This is a genomic window from Cupriavidus sp. CP313, assembly GCF_054072015.1.
Genome location: NZ_JBSVZB010000028.1, coordinates 79,728 through 103,852 on the forward strand (window position 1 = coordinate 79,728; position 24,125 = coordinate 103,852).

Below are 24,125 nucleotides of genomic sequence, written 5' to 3' on the forward strand. Positions count from 1 at the left end.
CGACACGGTTGCCATTGCCTTGTTCGACATGGCCGCTGTTTTCCTGTGAGGACATTTGAGCCTCCTTTCTCGGCAACCCGCCGGAAATCTGCACCGCCGCGGGGCGCTTTCTCCGCGGGCCGACGCCACGGCTGCCACACCTGGCGCGACGCTGAGCCACTACCAGGTGACCTGTCGCAGTGGGTTATGGCAATCGGCTCGAATCTCTTGTGCAGCCTCGAGGTAGCAGCTTTACGGACGCTTCGTCTCTAGCGACGTGCAAGGGGAGACCATTACTGTCGAAGCCTGCAGTACAGTTCGCAGGGCACCGTGTCCGGCCTGTCATAGTTGGAGTCACCGAATCCACGGCCGCTATGTGCGCAAGCTGGAGGAACGTCCAATGCTCGGGCAGCGGGTCGTTCTCGCTATTGAGGTGCGTCGCTTCAAGTGTATGAACGCCAACTGCCCCCGTCGTACGTTTGCCGAGAACATCCACGCCTTGGCCGGTCGGTATCAGCGTCGTACGCGATCGCAGGCTCAGGCGTTGCACGCGCTGGGCCACGCCCTCGGTGGTGAGGCGGCAGCCCGGCTTGCCGACGCCTTGGGCTTGCGCGCCAGTGCCGACACCGTGCTGCGGGAATTGCGCAGAGTACCTGAGCGCAGGCGCAAACCACGACCGCGGGTCGTCGGCATCGATGACTGGGCGATCGCGCGCGGTCATCAGTACGGAACGATCATCGTCGACCTGGAGCGACGTGAGCCGATCGAAGTGTTCGCCGGCAGGGAAGCCATTGCGGTGGCTGCGTGGATGCGTGCGCACCCATCGATCGAGATCGTCGCCAGGGACCGAGCCGGGGCCTATTCCGAAGCGGTCGACATCGCGCTGCCGGCAGCCAAGCAAGTCTCGGATCGCTGGCATCTGCTGAGCAACCTGCGCGACAACGTCGAGAGGCTGCTATACCGACTCGGGCCACAACTGCGCCAAGCCGCCCAGAAAGTAAACGTCCGTAGGGTAACCCTGGGCCGGCAGGGGATTCCGAGCCGAAACTCACAACGGTCATGGGAGCGTCTGAGCGATCAGCGACGCGCCACGCGGCTGGCGTTGTACAAGCAGGTGATGGCGCTACGCGCCCAGGGCGGCTCGATGAAAGGAATCGCGCGCGAGCTCTCGATCAGCAATGTAACCGTGCGCAGGTTCGTCACTGGGGGGGGATTATTCCCCGAGCGCGCACCCAAGGCGCGGGGTCCGACGCCTTTGGATCCCTATCGCGACTATATCGAGGAACGAATCGTCCAGGGCTGTCGCTTTCCTGAACTGATCTGGCAAGAACTCAAGCAGCGAGGTTACTTGGGAAGTCGCGGCTCCGTGCAGAGTTGCGTGACCCGCCTCCTCTTTCCGCTGGGCAAGACGCCGCTTGTCTTGGAGCCCGTGCGAACGATGCCGTGTCCTTCGGCCCGGCGCGTGTTTGGATGGCTTGTCGGATGGAGGAACCTCGCCATCGAGGAGCCAAGGAGCGCGGACCACGAGCGGTTCGTGAAGGCGCTGTGCAAGATCGAACCCGTGGTGGGCGAGGTCCGCAGTCTCGCGCGGGAGTTTCTGGGGCTCATGCACCGGCGAAGTGTGCGACATTTCGTCCTTTGTTGGCGCAGCTCCGTTTCTCGCGCCGTCAGGCGGCCATATCCTCGCGGCGTTCGCTGCGCGGTGCGGCGACTTCCCGCGACGCCTGCCGATAGATGAGTTCACGAAGTTGCGGGTAGATTTCGCGACGCCAGGAGAGAATGCCGTGGTGTCTCCGCGATGACTAACGTTTCAACGCCTCGCTGCCCCGAAACCGCACACAATCCAAATACCTCCCCTGTAAGCGACATCTGCTTCGTTTTGCAATAGCGGGTCGCGAGCTTCAGCAGTTCCTTGATATCGCGGCCGCTAGCTTTCGGATACCCGAAAAAAGTACACCCCTACGACCGCCGCAATCGATGTCGAAGCAGCATTCAAGCTGCTGGAAGTGCGCCGGAAGCTGGTGATCCTGTTCACCTTTTCGGTGGCCAGGTGCAGCGCTTTTCGGACCTCGAGAGGCTGATCCCTGGCATCACGCAGAAGATGCTTGCCCTGCAGCTACGGCATAGTAAGAAATCGATGTGCGCGCCGGCGGATCACCCACTTCCATCCCTCCCATCGGTTGTCCTTCGTCCGTCACGCAATACGCGATCAACCAGCTCAATCCAATGTACGACCGGTTTCTCAGTACCATCCTGCAGGTGGGAAATGCAGCCGATGTTGGCTGAAGCAATTGTCTCTGCGCCTGTGCTGTCCAACTTCTGCAACTTATCATCGCGCAATCTGACGGACAGTTCCGGCTGGAGCACAGAGTAGGTCCCGGCTGAACCGCAGCAAAGGTGGCTGTCAGCACAGAGCCTTGTTTCGATTCCAAAAGCGGCAAGTAGGGGCTCCACCGCCCCCTTCAGGCGTTGCCCATGTTGCAGCGTACATGGCGGATGATATGCGACAGCCTTCCGATCCAGGGCCGGCATCAGGCCATCGGTCAGAGTCCCGATGAATTCGGGGAGAACCTCGGACAAGTCCTTCGCTATCACCGAGATGACTTTAGCCCGCGCGGCATAGGCCGGGTCATGCCGCAGCAGATGCCCGTATTCCTTCACCATGGCGCCGCAGCCCGAAGCGTTAATGAGGAGGGTGTCAATGCCATTCGTAACATGGGGCCACCAAGCGTCTATATTGCGCCTCATGTCATCGAGGCCGCCTTCGTGGTCGCCAGTGTGGAAACGAACGGCGCCACAACAGCCTGCTTTGCGCGGCCCGACCAGTTCGACGCCTGCCTGATTCAATACCCTGGCAGTCGCCAGATTGATGTTCGGCGACATTGTAGGTTGCACGCAACCTTCCAGAAAAAGCATCTTTCGTTCGTGGGACGCCTCCAACGAGCTGTCGACTTTCTCGATGAGATGTGAGATCGGAATTTTCCTCTGTAATGCCGCAGGCAAGCCGGGGCGCATGATCCGTCCGACCTTCATAGCCGCTGCAAACAATCTCGGCCGTGTGAGGCCCTCTCTAAGCGCCCACCGGACAATACGTTCCTTCACCGGACGGCGCATTCCCGCCTGGTCCAGACGACGCTCGACAATATCCCGCCCAATATCGACGAGTCGGCCATAGGTGACTCCCGACGGGCAGGTGGATTCGCAGTTGCGGCACGTCAGACAACGGTCCAGATGTTTGCGGGTGCTCTGGGAGACGTCATTTCCCTCGAGAACTTCCTTCATCAAATAGATTCGACCACGGGGACCGTCAAGTTCGTCACCGAGAAGTTGATACGTTGGACAGGTTGCCGTGCAAAATCCACAATGGACACATTTTTCGATGATGGACTTGGCTTCTTGCGCATCCTGAGAGCCAATCAGAAAGTCCGCTAACGTTGTCTGCATTTCGTGATCGCTGGTTGCCGTAGTTCAAAGACCTGCATACATGCGGTCAAGACCGAAGATGTTGTGAGGATCAAAGGTTGATTTCAAGCGTTTATGGACGGCCCATATCGATGCCGATAGTTTCGTGAACACGCCTGTCGACTTTTCGCCATTTCGGAAAAGCGTGGCATGGCCACCTGACTCGCTCGCCGCGCGCCTCACCCGTTCGCAAGTGAATTCAGCACTATCCGGTGCGATCCACCATCGCTGTCCTCCGCCCCATTCGATCATCTGCTCCCCGGGCAAGTGCAGTGGAGGGGCGACAGGGGGTACAGCGATACGCCAGAGCGGCTCCGATCGGTGTCGCAGGAAGAAGTCGTGCGTCTGGTTGCGAAAACCATCCCATTGCTGTCGAGCCATCCGATCCGATAGCTCCTGGCCACCTAGCTTCTTCTTGGCCGCATTTACGGCCGCACGCGCACCAGATAGCTGCATCAGGGCGGTGCCCTCGAACCATGCCGTCGCGGCGATCGGTAAAGGTTGTCCGCTACATTTGTTGAAAAGACGCATGGCTGCGTCCTGGTCCATCTGGAACTCCAGCGTGACGCTCGCAACAGGGATAGGCAACACCTTCAGAGAGACTTCCGTCACCAGGCCCAGTGTTCCGAGAGAACCGGCCAACAGTCTTGAGACATCGTAGCCGGCGACATTCTTCATCACCTGCCCACCGAAGTTAAGGATGTGCCCGTTACCATCAACCAGCTGGGCGCCGAGCACGAAATCGCGCAGTGCTCCAACAGACTGCCGCCGAGGACCCGACAAGCCTGCGGCAAAGGCACCGCCGATGGTTGCTCCGCTTTGATTCGGTCCATCGACAAAATGTGGAGGCTCGAACGGCAGACATTGTCCCCGCTCGGCAAGCACGGCTTCAACCTCTTCCAAGGGAGTGCCACAACGTGCGGTGATGACCAACTCAGCGGGATCGTAGTCGATGATTCCGGCATAAGAGCGTGTATCGACAATCCTTCCCACAAGCGTCTGTCCGAAGAAGTCCTTCGTTCCACCCCCTCGAAACCGCAGCGGTTGCTTGTTCATCCCGGCAGCCCGGATGGTATCTACAAGTTCATCAAGAACAGCTTGCATTCGTATCACCGATTGTCAGCATGAAAGACGTGCCCCGATGTACCTCAGAACCGGGGCAAATCGGGATGGGGGAGAAGGCCCTTACGTACGTGTAGCCGCCCATATTCGGCGCAACGAGCTAGTGTCGGGATGGCCTTGCCAGGATTCAGAAGCTTGCGTGGATCGAAGGCACTTTTCACAGCGAAGAACGCCTCGATCGCTTCCGGAGAGAATTGGACACACATCGAGTTCAACTTCTCCACGCCGATGCCGTGCTCGCCGGTGACGCTTCCTCCGAGTTCGACACAGGTTTCGAGAATCTCGGCGCCGAACAATTCGGCTCTCACCCACTCCTTATGGTCCGCGCCGTTGAAGAGAATGAGAGGATGCATATTTCCGTCGCCCGCATGGAAGACGTTCATACAGCGCAGGCCGTACTTGGTTTCCATCGACTCAATGCGTTTCAACAGTGTCCCGATATGCTTTCGCGGAACGGTGCCGTCCATGCAGTAGTAGTCCGGAGACATTCGGCCCGCAGCGGGGAACGCGTTTTTCCGTCCGCTCCAGAAACGCATCCTTTCTGCTTCGGACTGGGATACCTTGATGCCTGTGGCGCCTGCAGCAAGGAGCACCTCGGTCATACGTTCGATTTCCTCTGCCACTTCCGCAGATGTCCCATCCGATTCACAAAGTAGGATGGCGGCTGCATCGAGGTCGTATCCAGCGTGGACAAACTCCTCTACCGCAGCGGTTGCCGGCCGATCCATCATTTCCAGACCGGCAGGAATGATGCCGGCCGCAATCACGGCGGCGACGGCATTACCGCCCTTTTCGACATCGTCGAAGCTGGCCATGATGACCTGGGCGAGTTGGGGCTTGGGAATGAGTCGCACGGTAACCTCCGTGACGACAGCGAGCATCCCTTCCGAACCGATGATTAGCGCCAGGAGGTCCAGCCCAGGAGCATCTGGCGCTTCGAGTCCCAACTCGACCACGTCTCCATCCATTGTCACAGCGCGGACGCGCAGGACGTTCTGGATCGTTAGCCCATACTTCAAGCAATGCACGCCACCCGAGTTTTCACTGACGTTCCCGCCAATCGTGCACGCGATCTGGGATGAAGGATCCGGTGCATAGTAGAGTCCGTATGGTGCAGCAGCTTCGGATATCGCGAGATTTCGTACGCCGGGTTGAACTACCGCGACACATGCGACAGGATCCACCCGCTTGATCGCTTTGAACTTGGCGAGCGACATGACAATGCCATCCGCCACGGGCATGGCTCCGCCCGATAGACTGGTGCCTGCTCCCCTCGGTACCACAGGTATTTCCAGCCTGCGGCACAGTCGCAATATCTCGCACACCTGGTCTTCGGTAGAAGGCAACACCACCGCCAGCGGTTTCTCCCGATAGGCGGCCAGCCCGTCGCATTCATAGGGCGTGGTGTCTTCGGGTTCAGACAGGAGAGCGTCGCTCTCTACGATCCTGCCCAGGCCCTCAAGCAGCTTCGCCCGTCGATCAGGTGGTTGCACCGCACCCGCCAGAGCAAGGGCGTTGGTATTGGCATTCAATTTCAGTCCTTCTCGTTAGGCTGGATGAAGGCATAGCGGGGGCGGACGCTCGGCTAGGCACAGCCGGCGCCTTCGATCATCTGCCCTTTAAGCTCACACTCGACCCTCGAGCATTCGATTCGGTCCGAACGGCCACGCAATACGCCTGCGTGGCCGTCTATCGGGGATGCGAACCTATTTCGGAAAGTGGACCCGTGCCAAGCCTTCTTCGAGTTCCTTCTGGGAAGGCACTTCGGATGCGTCGAGCACGCGGATGGACTTGGTTTCTGGGTCGATCTCGACGAAGCTTCCGTGAGGAATGGCCTCGGTGATGTCAATTTCGAAGCCGGCCATCATCGTCACGTCGCCAAGCGCAGCCCCTTGAACGAGAATCGTGTTGACGGTGTTGAACACGATGGCCTGCGGCACCATGTTGCGCGAACGCATTTCATGCAGCATCCAGGCGGTGGCGACACCACCCTTCGCCGTGTCGAGCACAAGGATGCGGTCGATGTAGGATTGGCCTGCCAGTTTGTGGGCCGGGCGCGAAAAGACACCTTGCAGACGGTTCAAGTCATAGCGAGCCGAAAAGCCGTCATGGGCGACCAACGCCTGACCAATCACCTTCTTGCCCATGGCGTGACGGGCGATATATGTATCGGGTTTCATTTCAGTTCTCCGGTTTCGGCGGCATCGACGCATTCCTCCATGGTGGCCAACATTGGCACGTAGCCATAGCCGCCGAGGATGTTCACGAGCTTCGCGCTGTTGGTCGCAAGGCGCGTCCAGCCCTTGGCTTCCTTCATTTCACGTGCATAGGACTGGTAGAAGCACATACCCGATAGCACGGTGCCACCCGCCTCTTCGATCGTCTTGGTGTACCCAAAGCGGTCGCAATCGGGCTTCACCTGTGGGCTGGTTACCGCGAGCAGAGGCTTTTTCAGCTGGCGCCCCTTGCACAGTTTGGCGATGTCGCGCAGCTCATACAGGCTCAGTTGCGGTGCGGAGAACACCACGACATCAATGCCTTGCTGGACGGCATAGCTGTCCCGCAGACCGCGAAGCTCGGCCTGGCCGATACGATGTGCGACCGGCAGCTTGTCACCACCGACATCCTCCAGACGCGACGCTTCAGGCGTAATGCCAACCAGATGGAACAATGCCGAGGAGCCGAAGCTGGCCATCGCGGCGCCGAAGTGTTTGAGCTCGTCCGAAGTCGGGGCGCGGTCCAGGCCTTCGACGACCGGCACTTGCCAGTAGTTGCCCGCCAGTCGGCCTACGACTCCGCCCAGAGCACCCCATTCACTCAGGTCCTTTGGGGTCCAATCAACCCCCAGTCGCAGCGTCGCTTGTCGCTGTGCATCCAGGTGATAGCCATATCGCGGCGTGCGACCAGTGAGCCCTGCCGACAGAGCGGAGGGGCCACCCTCGAAGTTGGAGCGGGCGCCGCCGACTGAGTTGGAGTAGATGACTACCCCGGTATCCCCGAAGGCAACGTGCTCGCCTCGCGTCGCCGCCAGCACGGTCTGGTAGTTAATACACGTGTCGGTCATGCTCACGCCCAGGCGAGAGAACGCTTCGATCGCACGTCGCTCGAGTTCGATCATCCATTCGGCCTGACCCAAGTCAGACGCCTTCGAGAAATCGGTGCCGCGCGGGTCAGTGATCGTAGGAATTCGCACGCCACCTTCTTCGGCGTCCGCCAATCGTTCCAGCCACATTACGCCGGCCTGCCCGAGGCTCTCGGTATCCGCCATGACGTGGGCTTGGGTCACGGGTACGAAATCCCGCGCGCCAAAGAACGTCCCAACCTTGATCTGGTGCTCGATCGCGAGCTTCGCCACAACGCCCGCCTCACCTGCGAGCATTGCTTTTTCCTCTTCAGTCAGTATCATGTCAATCACTCGATAGTTATGCCCGTGGAGCGAACCGCATCGCTCCACTTGGCGGCTTCAGATCGTTGGAAATCTGAAAGTGGAACACTCATCGGCTGCAAGCCCATTGGCGTGAGCAAGCTTCCGAATTCGCTGGACTGCACGATCTTCCGCGTCTCCGACACGAGACGCTCGGAAATGGTGGCCGGTAGTGCCGCGGGTCCATATAACGCCCACCAAGCCAATGCCTCGAACCCTGGGTAGCCCTGTTCAGCCACCGTCGGTACATCAGGCAACGCTTCGAATCTTTGCCGACTCGTCAGCGCAAGAATCCGGATCTTTCCCGATTTCACATGCGGGAGCACGGATTGCAGCGGATCGAACATCAAGGGGATTTGTCCGCCGATCAGCTCGGTCATCGCGGGTGCGCTTCCTTTGTAGGGGACATGCGACAAGCGAATGCCGGCTTTTGCCGCAAACAACGCGCAGGCCAAGTGTCCAGGTGTGCCATTTCCGGCAGACCCGTAGTTGGTAGCGAGCGGCTTGGCTTTGGCTTTCGCCACAAGATCGGCAAGGGACGTGATGCCAGAGTTCTGGCTGACCACGATCGCCACTGGCGCACTGGCCAACGTAGCGATGGGTGTGAAGTCCTTCTCCGGGCTGTAGTTCAGCTTCCGATACAACGATGGATTGATCGCATTGGTACCTACGGTTCCAATCAGGAGTGTGTAGCCATCCGGCGGAGCCGATGCCACAGCCGTCGCACCGATGGTGCCGCCGGCCCCACCACGATTGTCAACAACAAGCGATTGCCCCAGAGCGTCGCCGAGAAACTTTGCGAACGGTCTTGCGACAATGTCTGTGGGACCGCCGGCGGGGAACGGCACTACGAGGCGGATTGGTTTCGAAGGATATTTGGCGCCAAACGCTCTGCCCGATACGCCTAGTGCGTATGATCCGGCAGTGAACGTAAGGGCGGCCAGTATCCTCCTTCTCGTATGGAAGGACATGTTGTCTCCTGTGGGATTGCGCGACTTCTACGGTCGTCGTTCTGGATTTACGTCAAATGACGCTGATCATCGACGCTGATCATCGCGCCGCCGTCGCAGTGGGTCGCAGGGCCCGTGCAATCTCCAATCGCCCCGGCATGCTGAGGGTGAAGGTATAGCTTTCGGGCACGATGAAAATTCGCATGTGCTCACAAGCCTGCCCGGTGCCACTGAACGAAGTGCGTTCCATGACGAGGACGTTCGAGCTGGGACGCAATCCAAGTTCCTTCGCAACTTGGTCGCCGGGCCGTGCGCATCGAATGCCGACGTCGGCGCGGCCGATCCGCAGGCCCATGAACTGTTCGATGATCTCGTAGACGGCCATTTGCTTCGCCCGTACCTCTCCAAGCGTCGCGGCGGCCTCGGGCAGAAACGCTTCCACAACCGCGAACGGTTTGCCGTTCAGGCAGTAGCGTCGACGAAGGCGAACCGGAAAATTAAGTCCAGCCGGAATGTGTGAATCGATGCGTCCCGCAGAGGGAGAGAATTCAAGCAACTCCATCTCGGGCTCGACACCTTGGCTTCGCAAGGCTTCCTGAAAGCCCTGCAGCATACTCAGGTCTTGCTGCAAGCTCGGGCGCGTCACGAACGTCCCTTTCCCTCGGTGAGCTGTCACTTGGCCATTCCGGCTCAACATCTGGATGGCTTGCCGGACAGTGATGCGACTCACGTTGTACGCGGCCATCAATTCGGCTTCCGTCGGCAGCTTGCCCCCCGGCGGAAGATCGCCCTGCGAGATACGCGCAGCAAGCCTGCCGGCCAGCTGAACGTACAGCGGCTCAACACTTCCTGCCTCAAGCGGTTCTGGCGCGTTCATCGTATTCCTTCTTTGTTCCGTATTGTTATAGAACATCATATGCGAACCGCGACTGGACATCAAGAACTACGGGAAAAATTACAGCCTGAGATACATAAGCCGTTCCCATCATCGAAATAAGAGCACTAAAAGGCGCTTATTTCGGCCATTCTCAAAAAAAGAGGTACGCCTGAAACCGAAAGTTGCCTTGTCTATTGTTCTGTAAACATCTACTCTGCTCCGATACGTTATAGAACAACATGCGACATGGTGTCGCGTGCAGGCACCGAGGAGACACAGAGTGCATACCGCCCCAAAGAAGTTTTGGAAGTTCAGAGCAACTGATTGGGTTTTGATCCTTATTTGTTTGCTGTATCTCATCCAGTATTCCGACCGCGTAAACATCGCGACCGCCGCAGGCGCCATCGCAAAGGACCTCCACTTGAGCAATACGGAACTAGGTTTCGTGTTCTCGGCCTTCGCCTATCCCTACGCGGTGGTTCAGCTCTTCGGTGGATGGCTCGGCGACAAGATTGGCGCCAGGCGCATGCTCACGATCTTCGGACTGATTGTCTCGATCGCCTGCATCTTCACCGCTTTCGCCGGCGGTCTCTTTTCGCTCGCAGCATGTCGTTTTCTGCTCGGCGTTGGCGAGGCGCCCACGCTCGCTACCGCAACCAGCGCAATGGCCCGCTGGCTTCCCGCGCATCGGCGGGGTCTCGGCCAAGGGCTTACGCACGCCTGCGCACGTGTTGGCAGCGCCCTGACGCCACCGCTGATTGCTCTACTCATGGCACTGTGGAACTGGCGCGTATCGTTCATTATTGCGGGCGTGGTTGGCGTGGTGTGGGTCGTTGTGTGGTTCTGGTATTTCCGCGACGAGCCCGCCGCGCATCCGGCGATCACCAAGGCCGAGCTGGAAACGTTGCCTGCGCCCAAGCCCAAAGGCGCCAAGACGGAGGTCCCCGTCTTCCCGCTGCTGCGTCGCATGCTGCCTGTCACAGCAGTGGATTTTTGCTACGCATGGACACTGTGGGTGTTCCTCACCTGGCTACCGTCGTTCTTCCTGAACAACTTCAAGCTGGATCTCAAGAGTTCTGCCCTGTTCACCTCTGGCGTCTTTGTTGCCGGCATCGTTGGCGATACGCTGGGCGGAATCTGGAGCGACAAGATCTACGAACGTACCGGCAACGTGCAAAAAGCGCGCCTGACCGTCATCGTGGGCGGCATGGCCGGCGCGCTTGCATTTCTTACACCGGTACTGTTCGTGCGTGACCTCACCACCGTTTGCTTCTGCCTTTGCGCAGCATTCTTCCTCATGGAACTTGTGATCGCGCCGCTGTGGTCGGTGCCAATGGATATCGCACCGGAATACGCTGGCACGGCCAGTAGCTTCATGAACGTTGGCTTTGGCCTGGCGGGCATCACATCGCCTCTGGTTTTCGGCTGGGTCATCGACCGCACGGGGAATTGGCAACTTCCCTTCGCCATCTCGATGGGCCTGCTGGTGGTTGGCATCGTCCTGTCCTTCTTCATGCGACCTGATCGCCCGTTCAAGCCGGAAGAACGCCGGAACGAGGCGATCCGGGTCCCAACTGAGCAAGGAGCCTAGCGTCTAAGCAAACTCCATTAAAGCCGATGGCCCTCTTCGTGAGGGCCTAATTGCCTGCTGAGGCACCGATTCCATCATGTCCATGCCCACTCCCCTGTCCCTCGCACCTATCCGACGTGCCATCGGCACAGTCACTATCCCCGGTTCGAAAAGCATTTCTAATCGTGCTCTTCTGTTGGCCTCTCTTGCCGAAGGAACAACTCGCCTTCAACGATTCCTGGAGTGCGATGACCCCCATCACGATAGAAAGCGCAGCGGTCTCGTTCGAGGGCGGCGTAGATATTGACGCGTCCACTTCGAGCCGGTACCTGACCGCATTGCTATTGACACTGGCCGGCGCCAGCAACAAGTCGGCGTATGTCGAGGTACGTGTCGGCGAGCAACTGATCTCCCGACCATATATCGACATCATGTTGGACCTCTTGGCATCGTTCGGCGTACCCATTGAACGCCTGGATGCATCGACCTTTCGCTGGCAGCATTCGGCCCTTCCGCCGTGGTCATCAACGATCCTGGGTGTGTATCAAAGACATTCCCGACTTACTTCGACCTGTTCAGGCAGGTCTGCGGCACGGATGTCTGACGCGGTGGAGGGTGGTTCCACCCTCCCCCTCGCCGCTACGCTAGCCCTGGGATCGCCGTCACACCTCGCTGCAGTCGTTCACTTGTGACGGTATGCCCGGCAGGGGAAGCGGCGGACAGTCTGTGAAAACGCGAGCGCGGCAACTGGCGCATATCTCTGGATCCAGCCTTGGAACGATACGCCCCAGCGCATCCCGTTTCGCGAAGAAAATGTTCTTCTCTCCGAGCTTTTCCAGAAAGCCACTACGCTTCCAGGTCTCCAAGACCTGACGCCGGGGACGGTGGAAGTATAGGTCCCCTCCCCTTGCCCGTCGGTCCGCCAGTTCCTTTTCCCACATCTCCGCAGCAGCAAGGTCGATGAAGTTCATGCTCTTGACCATGGCGAGTGCGAATTTCTCTCCTTTTTCGTCGTCCTCGCCATGAAGCTGCTCCATGACGTGAGGCACCGCGCCGAAGAATACGGCTCCTTCGATCCGAACGAGGCGAAGCTGCGGGCACGTAGCAACCGCATCCGGGAACTCGTCCAGAGGGGTGAAGGTGCGCTCCGGTCGGTTGGCATCCGGAAGAAGGCTGCGAATGGCAGGGCGAGAGGTCTGATACAGGTACGCGCCGAGCGAAAGCGCCGTACCGAGAAGGACCGCCACTTCGAGTCGGAGAACCAGCGTAGCACTTAACGTCCCGAGGGCGATAAGGAATTCGATGCGACTCAAGCGTGACACCTGGCGCAACCGTCGCACGTCAAAAAGACCCCACGCGACGAGGATGAGCATCGCCCCGATGGCGGCAAGAGGGATCTGTTCCAGGACCGCAGCGCTGACGGACACCAGCGTCACAAGCGCAACGGCCGCAAACACGCTCGCCAGCGGCGTGCGGGCTCCCGCTTCAAAATTCGGCATGGAGCGGTTTAGGGACCCGCAAGAGACATACGAAGAGAAGAAACCGCCGACGACGTTGGATAGTCCCTGTCCGATGATTTCCCGATTGCTGTCGATCTGTTGTCCCGACCGCAATCCGACCGCCTTGGCGATGGAGATCGATTGCCCAATGGCCACGATCGTGAGCGCTGCCGCCAAGCCCAGAAGGTTTGGCAGCGCTTCCCAGGAGACACGGGGAATATGCAGCGGGGGCAGAGGCGACGGAATCGCGCCCACCACGGCGACATGCTGTACCCATACCAGCCCCGAGTGGTTAAGTCCGTACGCGATGCCGAATCCGGCCATCAAGCCAATCAACATGAAGGGCCAATGCCGGGCCACGCGTTTCACCACAAGCGTGGTGCCGAACGTGCCCAACCCCACAATCAAGGCACTCCAGTTGACGGTCTCAACATGAGTGACCAAATGGTGCAGGACGCCAAATGCCGATGTGCCGGGCGGTAACTGCAGCCCAAAGAGATCCTTGAGCGCGTACAGGCCGATCAGCATCGCCGCCCCGCAAGTGAAGCCGAGAAGCACCGAAGGCGAGATGAAGTTCGCCAGTGACCCCAAGCGAAAGACGCCAATGCACAGTTGGAGCAGGCCGACCGCCACCGTGACGGTGAGCGCCAGATTCACGTACTCGGGGCTGCCTACCAGTGCGAGCGGCGCCAGCATGGCGAAGAGGGCCAGAGAGTTCGCGTTAGTAGGTCCCGACACCACGTGCAAGCTCGAGCCAAACAAAGCTGCCACGATGCAGGGCACGACTGCGCTGTAGATTCCGTACTGAGGTGGAAGACCTGCGAGCGTGGCGAAGGCGACGCCTTGCGGTAGCGCGAGGACCGCACCTAGCAGTCCGGCCATGAGGTCTGCCCGAAGGGTAACGGCGTTGACACTGCGGAGCCAGTCGGGAACCCTGATCGCCCGGCCAAGCGTGAATCGGCTGTTCATTGCGACAATCATCAATATTGGTCGATCGCGAAGCGGTTGGAACAGCGGATCGAACCTGTGCAGAGGACTTGAGCACCAAAGTACGCTCGGGCCGCACTATCAGCGGCGAACTTTTGTAGGCGCTATTGATCTAATTAGTAATAGAACAATATAGATCATATCAGACAAAGGCCAGTGCCGTGTCAATGAGTCTTGGCCTGCAGGAGCGGGCCACCGTCCCCGGGCCACCTCGCGCAGTTCGACATGGGGCTGGAGCGGCCGGCCAGGGGCGACATGGCGGCCTTCAGCATCGGCATCCGGGTCGTGTTCGACTGCCACGTGGTGACCGAGAAGGACGCGACCAAGGGGCCGGGCGACGTGCTGGGCGATCCCGCCTACCGGGGACAACTGCCGGCGCTTCCATGTCGAGCGCTATGCGCTGTCGCAAAGCCTGCCGGACCTGATCCGCGGGCTGCCCGACGGCAAGACGAAGTGCTACGTGGCCAAGAACACCAACTACATGGTGTGCCGCCCAATGGACGCCGGCCTGGAGGGGCCCCACTACCAAGTGTTCTTCGATCTCTACCGCACTGCCGATCCCACGCCGCGCCTGGTGATGTACGTGCAGAGCGCCTACGTGAAGGACAAACCGCTGAAAGACTTCAGATATTTATGAATCGCGGCCAACCCTCTTGGCCGCCTTCTGGATGAGGCCAGCCAGCTCAGCGCACACCGTCGCAAACGGCTTCTGGTTCTTGCGCTGGACTCTTCAGATATTTGCGATTGTATAGGGGTAGGAAACGGCGATCGCCGTCCCCTCCCTCCGGTAGTGTCGAGAACTGGCGCGCGCACCGGTAGGCGCCGGTGGTGATTCCACCGATTTCGCGATGGCCCGCAATCCGGCACGGAGTTCACTGGGCGTATCGCCGCGGCGTCAAATTGGATTACACGCGTCGAGGCAAGCCGACGGATGATGGGCTGATCGAGTTGTTCAATGGACGGCTGCATGACGAATTCCTGAACGTCCACGAATTCATCACGCTGCACGATGCCCGCCAGAAACTAAAAGCTTGGCGCCTTACAACCACTTGAGGGGGAGCCAGGACGCGCAGTCTTGACGAACCCGGCCGAAGCCTCGACTCCGGCCTTTGTCTCACCCGCTCCTGTCCATGTGCACCTGAGTACCGGTGACAGGGGTGGTTCGGTCCCAAGCGGGCGTCGAGGAAACCTCGGCATCTGCTGTGAATTGTCTCGCCATGCGACTGCCGAGCAAAAACAACAACAACGCCCCGACAATGAGCATGCTTCCCGCGTATTGCCAGGGAGAGACCTGCTCTCCGAGCACAAGCATCCCTGCTGAGAGCCCAACCACGGGCACCGCAAGGCTCAACGGCGCCACTCGGTTGGCGGGGTAGCGCTGGAGGAGCCACGTCCATAGAAAATACGCCGCGACGGTCGCAATCAAACCAAGATACGCGACGGAGGCCCATGCCAGAGGAGCCGCATGAAGCCACTGGATTCGAGTCTGTTCCGGCTCAAAAAAATAGGACAACGCAAGGAACGGCAACACAGGCACGGCGGACATCCAGACCACATATTGGAGCGCGTCGTATCCCGGGGCACCGGCCTGCGCCTTTTTGACCACGATGTTCGATGCAGCCCACATCGATGCGGCACATAGATTCAGGATCAGACCGATCAAAGTCACCGCAGCCCCTTGGGCTCCCACGCCGAGCCCAAAGCAGCCAATCCCGAGAAGCGCGATACCCAAGCCAAAGCTCTGGGCCACGGTGATCTTCTCGTTAAGCAGCGCTGCACCCAACAACGTAGTAAAGAACACTTGCGTCTGCATCAACACGGATGCCAGGGCCGCCGTCATTCCCACGCTCAAGGCCACGAACAAAAATCCGAACTGCCCAACCTGGGCAAGTCCCCCTAGCACAACCCATCGCCAAGGCATGGTGGGAAAGCGGAAAAAAAATGAGCGGGATCACAGCCACCACATAGCGTGCCGCACCTAACTGGAACGGTGTGAACGCGGCGAGCGCGAGCTTCATCGCAACGAAGTTCAACCCCCATATGACGACCACCGCGACGGCGGCGAGCGCATCAACCCACGACGGTCCGTTTCGGCGGCAAGCGGAGGAAGGAATGCTGGACATGGACTCTTCAACCTCGGAAACGATGTGGGCAGATCCAGCCACACGTGTCTACGCACGCCGTGCATCGACTTCGTGCCTACAACACGAGCAATGCCCCAACTTGCGGCAACGCATCACGAAAAATGCGCGTTGCGCGCGCTGATTGCGCTATTGAGTGACATATGAGTGGCTGGATTAGTTGGCACAGCCGTTGCTTAGGATAACACGTCATAACGAGTTGGGCAGACCCAAGCCGATGGTTGTATTGCCGTCATGCCACGCCGCCGTGGGCCATGTCCCTGAGCGCCATCGCACGCCCCGATACACAGTCGCTTGCCATGACTAAACGTAACCAGTCACCCACCATGAATTCGAAAAGCGCATCGTCCACACTGAAGATCGTTCCCGCTGCAACGAGCGAAGCCGACAGGTTCGTAGTCCGGCCGCAGTCTCCCGTGCCGCTTTACACCCAGATCAGAGAGGTGCTGCGCTCCCGGATTCTTGACGGAACCTATCAGCCGCATCAACAGATGCCCTCCGAGGCCGACATGATCACCGGATTCGGCGTCAGTCGCATCACCGTGCGGCAAGCCTTGAGCGACCTTCAGAACGAGGGCCTGATCTTCCGCATCCACGGCAAGGGTACGTTCGTTTCCAAGCCTAAGGCGTTCCAGGATCTGGGCCGATTGCAGGGGTTCGGCGAAGCGATGCGCCAGATGGGCTATGAGACGTACGCGAAGGTCGTTTCGCTCCGCACCGGCAAGCCCACGCCGCAGGTCGCTGAGCGTCTCCAACTGCCGAAGAGCAGCAAGATCACGGAGCTCAAACGCGTGCGCTACCTGAACCGCGAGCCCATCTCGCTGGACGTCACGTATCTCCCGGCCACGATCGGCTGCAGGCTTGCCAAGGAAGACCTGGCGACCCGCGACGTGTTCGTAATCCTCGAAAATGATTTCGGCATGTCACTGGGCCATGCGGATCTGCAGATCGGAGCCACCGTTGCCGACGAGGCGCTGGCAAAGCAGCTCCGCGTCCACGAGGGGTCGCCCGTGCTGGTCATCGACCGGATGACGCACACGACGGATGGACAGCCCATCGACTACGAGCACCTGTATTACCGCGGTGACGCATTCCAGTACAAGGTACGGGTCGATCGAGTCCCGGTTGGGCACCAAGCACCTTAGATTCACGGACCATCCCCATCGGCCTGCCGCTCACTGGCTGGCACGGTGGAGCACTCATCCCTTCCCACGAAAGTTGGAGCATATATGAACACCATTGAACTGGAATACGACGTCGTTGTTGTTGGTGGCGGCACCGGTGGGCCGATGGCCGCGGTGAAGGCGAAAGAGAAGAACCCCAAGCTGCGCGTGCTGGTCATCGACAAGGCCAACGTGAAGCGCAGCGGTGCAATCTCGATGGGCATGGATGGCTTGAACAACGCCGTGATTCCCGGTCACGCCACGCCTGAGCAGTACGTCAAGGAAATCACTGTCGCCAACGACGGTATCGTCGACCAGAAGGGCGTGAACGCCTACGCCACGAACAGCTTCGCGATGATCCAGGAGCTGGACAAGTGGGGCATCAAGTTCGAAAAGGACGAGACCGGGGACTTCGCTGTCCGCAAGGTGCACCACATCGGCAGCTATGTGCTCCCGATGCCGGAGGGGCACCACATGAAGCGCGTCCTCTACCGACAGTTGAAGAAGGCCCGCGTCGAGGTGACGAACCGCGTGGTCGTTACGCGGTTGCTGACGGGGCCCGATGGTCAGATCACGGGGCTGATGGGTTTCGACTGCCGCACCCTCGACTTCTACGTGATCAAGGCCAAGGCCGTAGTGATCTGCACCGGCGCGGCTGGCAGGCTTGGGCTTCCCGCTTCGGGCTATCTGTTCGGGACCTACGAGAACCCGACGAACACCGGCGAGGGCCACGTCATGGCGTATCGGGCCGGTGCTGAGCTGACCAACCTCGAGTGCTTCCAGATCAATCCGCTGATCAAAGACTACAACGGGCCTGCATGCGCATATGTGACCGGTCCATTTGGGGGCTACACGTCCAACAACGCTGGCGAACGCTTCATCGAATGCGACTACTGGAGCGGCCAGATGATGATGGAGTTCTTCAATGAACTCGAAGGCGGAAAGGGCCCCGTTTTCCTGAAGCTCGACCACCTCGCAGAAGAGACGATCTCCGAGATCGAGCACATCCTTCATACGAACGAGCGACCCAGCCGAGGCAGGTTCCATGAGGGCCGCGGTACCGACTACCGCAAGAGCATGATCGAGATGCACATCTCGGAGATCGGCTTCTGCAGCGGCCACAGCGCCTCCGGCATCTGGACGAACGAGCGTGGCGAGTGCTCGATTCCTGGCCTCTACGCCGCCGGCGACTGCGCGAGCATCCCTCACAACTACATGCTGGGTGCCTTCGTCTATGGGAAATTCTGCGGTGAGAACGCAGCGGACTATATCTCTGGCACCGATCGAGCCGCGATCGACCCGGACCAGGTCCATGCGGAGCGCGAGCGAATCTTCGCGCCGCTTGCTCGCTCGGAAGGCCTGACACCTTTTCAGGTCGAGTTCAAGACGCGCCGCATCGTCAACGACTACCTCCAGCCGCCGAAGGTCACCCGCAAGATGGAAATCGGCCTGACGCGCTTCGAGGAGATCGAAGAAGACCTCGATCATATGGTCGCGACCGACGCCCACGAGCTCATGCGCGCCATGGAAGCCTACACGATCCGCGATTGCGCCGAGCTCGCCGCGCGTGCGTCCCTGTTCCGCGCGGAAAGCCGCTGGGGCCTCTATCACCACTGCGTGGATCACCCCGCGAAGGACGACGAGAATTGGTTCTGCCATACCAATGTCGCCCCCGACGCAAACGGCAACGCAAGGTTCCGCAAGCGCGAGGTCGAGCCTTACATCATCGAGTTGAACGATCAAGAAAAGGCAGCTTACCAGCGCATGCGCGTTGCGAGTTCCGCGGCTGCTTCCAAAGTCGCCTAAACACACCACCCACGATAGGAGTTCCCATGACTATTGCGCTCACCCGCACCCAAGCCCCGGTGGTGGTTGACGAGGAGAAATGCATCGCCGACAAGGGTTGCACCGTTTGCGTGGACGTCTGTCCGCTCGACGTGCTGGCGATCGATCTCGTCAAGAACAAGGCGTTCATGAAGTTCGACGAGTGCTGGTACTGCATGCCTTGCGAGAAGGACTGCCCCACCGGTGCTGTCCACGTCAACATTCCCTATCTGGTGCGCTGATCATGAGCAACATGCCTGCCACCATCCATGCCCGACTGAGGGACCCGGACGCATCGATCCGCCGAGTGGCCGTGATCGACCTGCCATACACGGACGAGGAAGACGACATCGCTCCGCTGCTGGTGGATGCGTTGGGCGACGAAAGTCCGCTCGTTCGGCTCGAAGCCGCAAAAGCACTGGAGGGATTCGAGGACACGCATGTACTGGAATCGCTCGTCCCCCTGCTGAAGGATCCCGATCCGGCGGTGCGCGACGCTGTGGGATACACACTCGCAGAACTTAAGGAACCCGCGTCCGCTCCTCCTATCCTCCCGTACCTGATGGACCCCGAGCCATCGGTGAGAGCAGCAGCCCTGCACGCAGTTCGGGCGCTGCGCGTCGAGGAGGCATTCGAGCCTGCGCTTGAAGCCCTTGCCGATGCCGATGCCCAGGTGCGACGCGAAGCCGTCGGTGTGCTTGGTTATCTCAAACGGCCAGATGCTATTGGCGCGCTGACTCGCGTAGCCGCGCACGATACCGATGCGGAGGTGCGACGGGTAGCGGTCGGCGCCATGGGCTACGCGAATGCATCGACTGACATCAGCATCCATCCCGCGCTGAGCCGTGCCATCGTCGATCCCGTCTGGCAGGTCCGCGAAGAAGCCGCGACTGCCTTTGCCAAGACCCAGTCTGTCGTTGGCATACCTGATCTGATCCGCGCGATGGACGACGAATACTGGCAGGTCCGCGTAAAGGCAGCGCGGAGCCTTGGAAAACTAAGGGCAAAGCCCGCCATCGACGCACTCGGGAGCGCATCGATGCACGAAGTGAGCAATCTGCGCAAGGAGGCCGTCATCGCGCTTGGTGAGGTCGGAGATTCGCGCGCAATCCCGGCGCTCGAGCGTGCGCTGAAGGACAGCGATCCGGATGTCCGCAAGCTCGCGAAGCTGGCCCTGACGAGCATCCAGATTGCCGGCAATGGGGGAAACTGATCATGACTCACGTCGTCACCGAAGCCTGTATCCGCTGCAAATACACCGATTGCGTCTCCGTGTGTCCGGTGGACTGCTTTCACGAGGGCCCGGATTTCATCGTCATTGACCCGGAGGTTTGTATCGACTGCGGCGTCTGTATCCCGGAGTGTCCGGCCGAAGCGATCTTCGAGCAGAGCGATCTGGCGCCGGACCAACTCCAGTTCATCGACATCAACAAGCGCCTGGCGGCCGCCTGGCCGGTTATCTCGGCGACCAAGGATCCCATGCCCGAGGCGGACCACTGGGCGCAACAGAAGGACAAGCGGGAACTGCTGAGCGAAGCCTGACAGTCTTCCGCAAGACGCGCCGGCGGCGAGAAGCGTGTCACCGATTGTGATTCACCAATGTCTGCGTTGATGGCTGTCCCGCTTCCCGAGCAGAGGCTGGGTCTCCACATGCAGCGTGACTCGTTCAGCGACCTGATCCTTTGGAGAGAGAAGATGTTTTCACTGAAAAGCGTCATTCTAAACGTGGAGGCTCGCGCAGACGGTTGGGCGCGAAACTCCGCGAACGCGGTATGCACGGTGGCGCTCTGTGCGAGCGCCCTCCTTGGAAGCACCGTTCATGCGCAAGAAAAGCAGGAAGTCACGATCGGCATCGGCACGCAGAACAGTACGACCAACACGGTCACAGGCGGCGTCGTGATCAAGGAGTTGAAGCTCCTCGAGAAATATCTTCCACGGACCGGGAAGTACCAGAACACGACCTGGAAGGTCGAGTGGCAGAACTTTACGTCGGGGCCTCCGGTGACGAACGGCATGCTGGCGAACAAGCTACAGATCGGCATGATGGGCGATTATCCATTGCTCGTGAATGGCGCCACGTCGCAACAGAAGCGCGGCAGTGAGACGCAACTCGTGGCGATCATCGCGTACAACGCTTTCGGCTCGGGCAACGGTGTCGTGGTCCACAAGGACAGTGAGTTCTTCGAACTCGCGGACCTGAAGGGCAAGACTGTCTCCGTGCCATTCGGCTCGGCTGCGCACGGCATGCTTCTGCAAGCGATGCAGGCGCGCGGATGGCCGGACAACTACTGGAACCTCGTTAATCAGAGCCCGGAGGTCGGCACGACCAACCTGCAAGAGAAGAAAATCGATGCACACGCGGACTTTGTCCCGTTTGCAGAGTTGCTGCCCTACCGCGGTTATGCCCGCAAGGTCTTCGACGGCGCGCAGACCAAGATTCCGACCTTCCACGGCGTAGTCGTCCGAAAGGACTTCGCGGAGAAGTATCCGGAAGCCGTCGTCGCGTATATCCGCGCGCTCATGGAGGCGAATGACTGGGTGCGCAAGGATCCCAGGCTCGCGGCCCAGAAGATCGAGGAGTGGACGAAGATCGAGAAGGAAGTCGCTTATCTGTATCTCGGGCCTGGTGGAATTCATACCCTTGATCCCTCCATCAAGACGCGCTGGGTGGAGACGATCAAGACGACATATGGCGTTCTGCACAAACTTGGTCGGGTAAAGGAGTTCGACATGAATGCCTGGATCAATGAGTCATACCTGCGCGAAGCGTTCAAGGCGCGTGCCGCCGACTACGAAGGGCAGAAGCAAACGATCGTGAACTACGACATCCAGGGTACCGATCCGATCTGCAAGCGACCAGTGAGCCGGCCCAAGGAGGCAGGCGAGATCTGGCCCACCACTGGGGCAATGGTGCCGGTGAGTTCGCCGACCTGCCTGCTGATGGGCATAAAGCAATTCGAGAGCGAAGGCAAGAAAGTCGGCGTTGCATATCTCTACGACAAAGAGCTCGGTATCAAGATGTTTGCCGACAAGGCCTTCTACGCCGTAGACGCGTCCGACCCGAAGGATGTGCGGGTGCAGCCGTTCCTCCTCAAGAAGGACGCACTCGGCTTTGCCGCCAAGGTTGGCGGCAAGCAGTTGTCTTACCCGGAAACGCTCGCGCTGCTGGGTCAGGCAGCCATCACCGTTGCGAAAGCCAAATAGGAGGTTTACCGATGCCCGTCGTAGCCATCAATCAAGTGAGAGAGGCGCCGGTGTCGAGCGAAGGTCTGCCCGCTAGCGCCAGCCCCGAGCGGCAGGGCCGCGGCCAGAGCGACGCGAGCGCCAAGACGCGCCGGACGCTGGCGGAAGCCGGCGCTCCCGCATCTATGCCGACAGCGGCGGCCCCGCTCCGCACCCAGCGGCCCCCATCCGTGCCAGCCATTCCGGCCCCGCCTCACACCCGCCTCCTGTCGTGGGTACGGGCCGAGGCTCCTGGATGGCTCTTGGGCGCCGTCTCGATCGGAGCCGTCCTGCTGGTCTGGCATCTGGCCACCCACTTCAAGGTGGACTTTTACGTGCGCTTCACCAATATCCCAAGCCCCCTGGAGGTGTGGCACAAAGTATTGGATCTCAACAAGACGCCTCGATTCGTCATTAATATTAGTGCGAGCATGACCCGCATTCTCGGTGGTTTCACTGCGGCGACGGTGATTGGAGTTGCGATGGGCATGATCATCGGGCGCTATCGGTGGGTCAGGCAATTGACGATGCCTGCGCTCGAGGTGGTGCGCCCTATACCTGCCATCGCGTGGGTACCGATGTCGATCATGCTCTGGCCAACCACCGAGGTCAGCATCGTGTTCATCACGTTCCTCGGTGCGTTCTTCCCAATCCTGCTCAATACCATCGACGGCGTGGAAGCCATCGATCCCGTGCTCCTGAGGGCTGCACGGTCGTTGGGCGCACGAGAGCACACCTTGCTTCGCGAGGTCATCCTGCCGGCGGCGTTGCCCCATATCTTCACCGGTCTCGCGGTGGGCATGGGCGTGGCATGGGTATCGCTGATTGCAGCCGAAATGATCTCGGGGCAATTCGGCATCGGCTATTTCACATGGGAAGCCTATTCCCTCATTTCCTATCCCGAGGTTGCTCTCGGCATGATTACGATCGGCGTGTTGGGCCTGCTCTGCAGCGGGGCAATCCGACTCGTCGCTCGCATCGCCATGCCGTGGATGGCTTCTTCGCCGAGCAGGGGACGTGCATGAGCGACACAATTCATGAAAGGGACACTGCGGTCCAAGGCCGCATCGACATGCGCGACGTGTCGATCCGCTTCAACGTCAACGGTGGGGCGGTCGACGCCGTGAGTGGCGCGTCTATCCACGTGGAACCCGGCGAGTTCGTGTCGCTTATCGGGCCTTCGGGTTGCGGAAAATCCAGCCTTCTCAACGTGGCCGCCGGATTCGTTCAGGCCAGCGCCGGGCAAGCTCTTTTAGATGGTGCGCCGATCGTGGGTCCCGGCTCGGACCGTGGCGTGGTGTTTCAGCAGTACTCGCTGTTCCCCTGGATGACCGTTCGCAAGAATGTTGAGTTTGGACTCAAGATTCAAGGCATGTCTGCGTCCAAACGCGAGACGCAGGCACGGACACTGTTGGGTCTCGCCGGTCTCCTGCATTTCGAGAGCCACTATCCGTCGCAGCTGTCGGGCGGCATGAAGCAGAGGGTCGGGATCGTCAGGGCACTGGCGACAAGTCCCCAGGTCCTGCTCATGGATGAACCGTTCGGCGCGCTTGATTCTCAGACCCGCGCGGTTATGCAGGAGATCTTGACCAATATGTGGCAGCGCTTGCGAATATCCGTGCTCTTCATCACGCACGATATCGACGAGGCCATCTTCCTCTCGGACCGCATCTACGTCATGACGGCTCGTCCGGGCCGCGTGAAGTCAGAGATCGTGGTGCCTTTGCCCAGGCCCAGAACGCCGGAGATGACCGGCACCCCGCAGTTCGCCGACATGGTGAAAACCATCAAGGCGCTTATCCGGGAGGAGAGCTTGGCGGCCATGGGCGGCGAGCTGCACGAGGGAGGGCTCGCCGGATTGAGCACCGAAGTCGGTCCTCACGGCGTGTCGGAAGTCGTGTGACC

General features: G+C 59.9%; 22 protein-coding genes and 2 pseudogenes. 15 read left to right on the top strand and 9 right to left on the bottom strand.

Translation table 11 applies throughout. From position 1 onward, the window contains the following. The first annotated feature begins 256 nt into the window (after nucleotides 1-256). Nucleotides 257-1,717, top strand: a complete 1,461-nt coding sequence (locus ACW4E8_RS30495) for an ISL3 family transposase (RefSeq protein WP_456807921.1) — start codon at nucleotides 257-259, stop codon at nucleotides 1,715-1,717. Between the two features lie 235 nt (nucleotides 1,718-1,952). Continuing rightward, nucleotides 1,953-2,101, top strand: a pseudogene (locus tag ACW4E8_RS30500) (winged helix-turn-helix transcriptional regulator); the annotation flags it as partial. Between the two features lie 32 nt (nucleotides 2,102-2,133). Here ACW4E8_RS30500 and glcF read toward each other — a convergent pair. The 7 genes from glcF to ACW4E8_RS30535 form a co-directional block, all read right to left on the bottom strand. Then, nucleotides 2,134-3,423 (bottom strand): glycolate oxidase subunit GlcF, encoded by a 1,290-nt coding sequence (glcF, locus tag ACW4E8_RS30505; protein WP_456807922.1) that lies wholly within the window; start codon nucleotides 3,421-3,423, stop codon nucleotides 2,134-2,136. A gap of 24 nt (nucleotides 3,424-3,447) precedes the next feature. Then, a complete protein-coding gene (glcE, locus tag ACW4E8_RS30510; protein WP_456807923.1) occupies nucleotides 3,448-4,545 on the bottom strand; it encodes a glycolate oxidase subunit GlcE in 1,098 nt (365 codons plus the stop codon). A 44-nt stretch (nucleotides 4,546-4,589) separates the two neighbouring features. Further along, entirely contained in the window at nucleotides 4,590-6,095 is a 1,506-nt protein-coding gene (locus ACW4E8_RS30515; RefSeq protein WP_456807924.1) for an FAD-linked oxidase C-terminal domain-containing protein, read from the bottom strand. Nucleotides 6,096-6,269: 174 nt separating this feature from the next. After that, nucleotides 6,270-6,743 (bottom strand): aconitase X swivel domain-containing protein, encoded by a 474-nt coding sequence (locus ACW4E8_RS30520; RefSeq protein ID WP_456807925.1) that lies wholly within the window; start codon nucleotides 6,741-6,743, stop codon nucleotides 6,270-6,272. After that, nucleotides 6,740-7,969, bottom strand: a complete 1,230-nt coding sequence (locus ACW4E8_RS30525; RefSeq protein ID WP_456807926.1) for an aconitase X — start codon at nucleotides 7,967-7,969, stop codon at nucleotides 6,740-6,742. The genes ACW4E8_RS30520 and ACW4E8_RS30525 overlap by 4 nt, the downstream gene beginning before the upstream one ends. 5 nt (nucleotides 7,970-7,974) lie before the next feature. Continuing rightward, nucleotides 7,975-8,958, bottom strand: a complete 984-nt coding sequence (locus ACW4E8_RS30530; RefSeq protein WP_456807927.1) for a Bug family tripartite tricarboxylate transporter substrate binding protein — start codon at nucleotides 8,956-8,958, stop codon at nucleotides 7,975-7,977. Between the two features lie 79 nt (nucleotides 8,959-9,037). Next, complete coding sequence (locus tag ACW4E8_RS30535; RefSeq protein ID WP_456807928.1) at nucleotides 9,038-9,814, bottom strand: GntR family transcriptional regulator; 777 nt, start codon at nucleotides 9,812-9,814, stop codon at nucleotides 9,038-9,040. Nucleotides 9,815-10,094: 280 nt separating this feature from the next. Between ACW4E8_RS30535 and ACW4E8_RS30540 the strand changes: the two genes are divergently transcribed. The 3 genes from ACW4E8_RS30540 to ACW4E8_RS30550 all read left to right on the top strand — a co-directional run bounded on the left by ACW4E8_RS30540 (nucleotide 10,095) and on the right by ACW4E8_RS30550 (nucleotide 12,076). Next, a complete protein-coding gene (locus ACW4E8_RS30540) occupies nucleotides 10,095-11,405 on the top strand; it encodes an MFS transporter (RefSeq protein WP_456807929.1) in 1,311 nt (436 codons plus the stop codon). 82 nt (nucleotides 11,406-11,487) lie between these two features. Further along, nucleotides 11,488-11,691: a hypothetical protein gene (locus ACW4E8_RS30545; RefSeq protein WP_456807956.1), complete on the top strand. Its 204-nt coding sequence runs from the start codon at nucleotides 11,488-11,490 to the stop codon at nucleotides 11,689-11,691. Further along, nucleotides 11,633-12,076, top strand: a complete 444-nt coding sequence (locus tag ACW4E8_RS30550) for a hypothetical protein (protein WP_456807930.1) — start codon at nucleotides 11,633-11,635, stop codon at nucleotides 12,074-12,076. Before ACW4E8_RS30545 ends, ACW4E8_RS30550 begins: the two co-directional genes overlap by 59 nt. Here ACW4E8_RS30550 and ACW4E8_RS30555 read toward each other — a convergent pair. Continuing rightward, the gene (locus ACW4E8_RS30555; protein WP_456807931.1) at nucleotides 12,047-13,852 is read right to left on the bottom strand and encodes a SulP family inorganic anion transporter; all 1,806 of its coding nucleotides are present in this window, start codon (nucleotides 13,850-13,852) and stop codon (nucleotides 12,047-12,049) included. The two genes, ACW4E8_RS30550 and ACW4E8_RS30555, sit on opposite strands and share 30 nt — an antisense overlap. Nucleotides 13,853-14,330: 478 nt before the next feature. Here ACW4E8_RS30555 and ACW4E8_RS30560 point away from each other — a divergent pair, with 478 nt between their 5' ends. Both ACW4E8_RS30560 and ACW4E8_RS30565 read left to right on the top strand, forming a co-directional pair. Further along, on the top strand, nucleotides 14,331-14,507 hold the full coding sequence (locus tag ACW4E8_RS30560) for a hypothetical protein (protein ID WP_456807932.1): 177 nt from the start codon (nucleotides 14,331-14,333) through the stop codon (nucleotides 14,505-14,507). A 239-nt stretch (nucleotides 14,508-14,746) separates the two neighbouring features. Then, nucleotides 14,747-14,908: pseudogene (locus ACW4E8_RS30565) on the top strand (integrase core domain-containing protein); the annotation flags it as partial. A 76-nt stretch (nucleotides 14,909-14,984) separates the two neighbouring features. Here the strand turns inward: ACW4E8_RS30565 and ACW4E8_RS30570 are convergent. Next, nucleotides 14,985-15,791, bottom strand: coding sequence for an EamA family transporter (locus ACW4E8_RS30570; protein WP_456807933.1), 807 nt, complete (start codon nucleotides 15,789-15,791; stop codon nucleotides 14,985-14,987). Nucleotides 15,792-16,265: 474 nt separating this feature from the next. On the opposite strand from ACW4E8_RS30570, the gene ACW4E8_RS30575 reads away from it, so the two are divergent. The 8 genes from ACW4E8_RS30575 (at nucleotide 16,266) to ACW4E8_RS30610 (ending at nucleotide 24,123) form a co-directional block, all read left to right on the top strand. After that, complete coding sequence (locus tag ACW4E8_RS30575; protein ID WP_456807934.1) at nucleotides 16,266-17,156, top strand: GntR family transcriptional regulator; 891 nt, start codon at nucleotides 16,266-16,268, stop codon at nucleotides 17,154-17,156. 84 nt (nucleotides 17,157-17,240) lie between these two features. Further along, nucleotides 17,241-18,980 carry a fumarate reductase/succinate dehydrogenase flavoprotein subunit gene (locus tag ACW4E8_RS30580; RefSeq protein WP_456807935.1) on the top strand — a complete coding sequence of 580 codons (1,740 nt, stop codon included), beginning with the start codon at nucleotides 17,241-17,243 and terminating at the stop codon, nucleotides 18,978-18,980. Nucleotides 18,981-19,006: 26 nt separating this feature from the next. Continuing rightward, entirely contained in the window at nucleotides 19,007-19,240 is a 234-nt protein-coding gene (locus tag ACW4E8_RS30585; protein ID WP_456807936.1) for a 4Fe-4S dicluster domain-containing protein, read from the top strand. 2 nt (nucleotides 19,241-19,242) lie between these two features. Further along, the gene (locus ACW4E8_RS30590) at nucleotides 19,243-20,211 is read left to right on the top strand and encodes a HEAT repeat domain-containing protein (RefSeq protein WP_456807937.1); all 969 of its coding nucleotides are present in this window, start codon (nucleotides 19,243-19,245) and stop codon (nucleotides 20,209-20,211) included. A gap of 2 nt (nucleotides 20,212-20,213) precedes the next feature. Continuing rightward, nucleotides 20,214-20,540, top strand: coding sequence for a ferredoxin FdxA (fdxA, locus tag ACW4E8_RS30595; RefSeq protein WP_456807938.1), 327 nt, complete (start codon nucleotides 20,214-20,216; stop codon nucleotides 20,538-20,540). Between the two features lie 153 nt (nucleotides 20,541-20,693). Beyond that, entirely contained in the window at nucleotides 20,694-22,202 is a 1,509-nt protein-coding gene (locus tag ACW4E8_RS30600) for an ABC transporter substrate-binding protein (RefSeq protein WP_456807939.1), read from the top strand. An 11-nt stretch (nucleotides 22,203-22,213) separates the two neighbouring features. Then, complete coding sequence (locus ACW4E8_RS30605) at nucleotides 22,214-23,245, top strand: ABC transporter permease (RefSeq protein WP_456807940.1); 1,032 nt, start codon at nucleotides 22,214-22,216, stop codon at nucleotides 23,243-23,245. After that, nucleotides 23,242-24,123, top strand: coding sequence for an ABC transporter ATP-binding protein (locus tag ACW4E8_RS30610; RefSeq protein ID WP_456807941.1), 882 nt, complete (start codon nucleotides 23,242-23,244; stop codon nucleotides 24,121-24,123). The genes ACW4E8_RS30605 and ACW4E8_RS30610 overlap by 4 nt, the downstream gene beginning before the upstream one ends. Nucleotides 24,124-24,125 lie beyond the last annotated feature (2 nt).

Excerpts from the sequence above, each read along its gene's own strand:
- glcF (WP_456807922.1), bottom strand. The coding sequence starts at position 3,423 with ATGCAGACAACGTTAGCGGACTTTCTGATTGGCTCTCAGGATGCGCAA.
- fdxA (WP_456807938.1), top strand. The coding sequence starts at position 20,214 with ATGACTCACGTCGTCACCGAAGCCTGTATCCGCTGCAAATACACCGAT.
- ACW4E8_RS30585 (WP_456807936.1), top strand. The coding sequence starts at position 19,007 with ATGACTATTGCGCTCACCCGCACCCAAGCCCCGGTGGTGGTTGACGAG.
- ACW4E8_RS30590 (WP_456807937.1), top strand. The coding sequence starts at position 19,243 with ATGAGCAACATGCCTGCCACCATCCATGCCCGACTGAGGGACCCGGAC.
- ACW4E8_RS30550 (WP_456807930.1), top strand. The coding sequence starts at position 11,633 with ATGACCCCCATCACGATAGAAAGCGCAGCGGTCTCGTTCGAGGGCGGC.
- ACW4E8_RS30525 (WP_456807926.1), bottom strand. The coding sequence starts at position 7,969 with ATGATACTGACTGAAGAGGAAAAAGCAATGCTCGCAGGTGAGGCGGGC.
- ACW4E8_RS30520 (WP_456807925.1), bottom strand. The coding sequence starts at position 6,743 with ATGAAACCCGATACATATATCGCCCGTCACGCCATGGGCAAGAAGGTG.
- ACW4E8_RS30605 (WP_456807940.1), top strand. The coding sequence starts at position 22,214 with ATGCCCGTCGTAGCCATCAATCAAGTGAGAGAGGCGCCGGTGTCGAGC.
- ACW4E8_RS30530 (WP_456807927.1), bottom strand. The coding sequence starts at position 8,958 with ATGTCCTTCCATACGAGAAGGAGGATACTGGCCGCCCTTACGTTCACT.
- ACW4E8_RS30555 (WP_456807931.1), bottom strand. The coding sequence starts at position 13,852 with ATGAACAGCCGATTCACGCTTGGCCGGGCGATCAGGGTTCCCGACTGG.
- ACW4E8_RS30575 (WP_456807934.1), top strand. The coding sequence starts at position 16,266 with ATGTCCCTGAGCGCCATCGCACGCCCCGATACACAGTCGCTTGCCATG.
- ACW4E8_RS30610 (WP_456807941.1), top strand. The coding sequence starts at position 23,242 with ATGAGCGACACAATTCATGAAAGGGACACTGCGGTCCAAGGCCGCATC.
- ACW4E8_RS30570 (WP_456807933.1), bottom strand. The coding sequence starts at position 15,791 with ATGCCTTGGCGATGGGTTGTGCTAGGGGGACTTGCCCAGGTTGGGCAG.
- ACW4E8_RS30535 (WP_456807928.1), bottom strand. The coding sequence starts at position 9,814 with ATGAACGCGCCAGAACCGCTTGAGGCAGGAAGTGTTGAGCCGCTGTAC.
- ACW4E8_RS30580 (WP_456807935.1), top strand. The coding sequence starts at position 17,241 with ATGAACACCATTGAACTGGAATACGACGTCGTTGTTGTTGGTGGCGGC.
- ACW4E8_RS30600 (WP_456807939.1), top strand. The coding sequence starts at position 20,694 with ATGTTTTCACTGAAAAGCGTCATTCTAAACGTGGAGGCTCGCGCAGAC.
- ACW4E8_RS30545 (WP_456807956.1), top strand. The coding sequence starts at position 11,488 with ATGCCCACTCCCCTGTCCCTCGCACCTATCCGACGTGCCATCGGCACA.
- glcE (WP_456807923.1), bottom strand. The coding sequence starts at position 4,545 with ATGCAAGCTGTTCTTGATGAACTTGTAGATACCATCCGGGCTGCCGGG.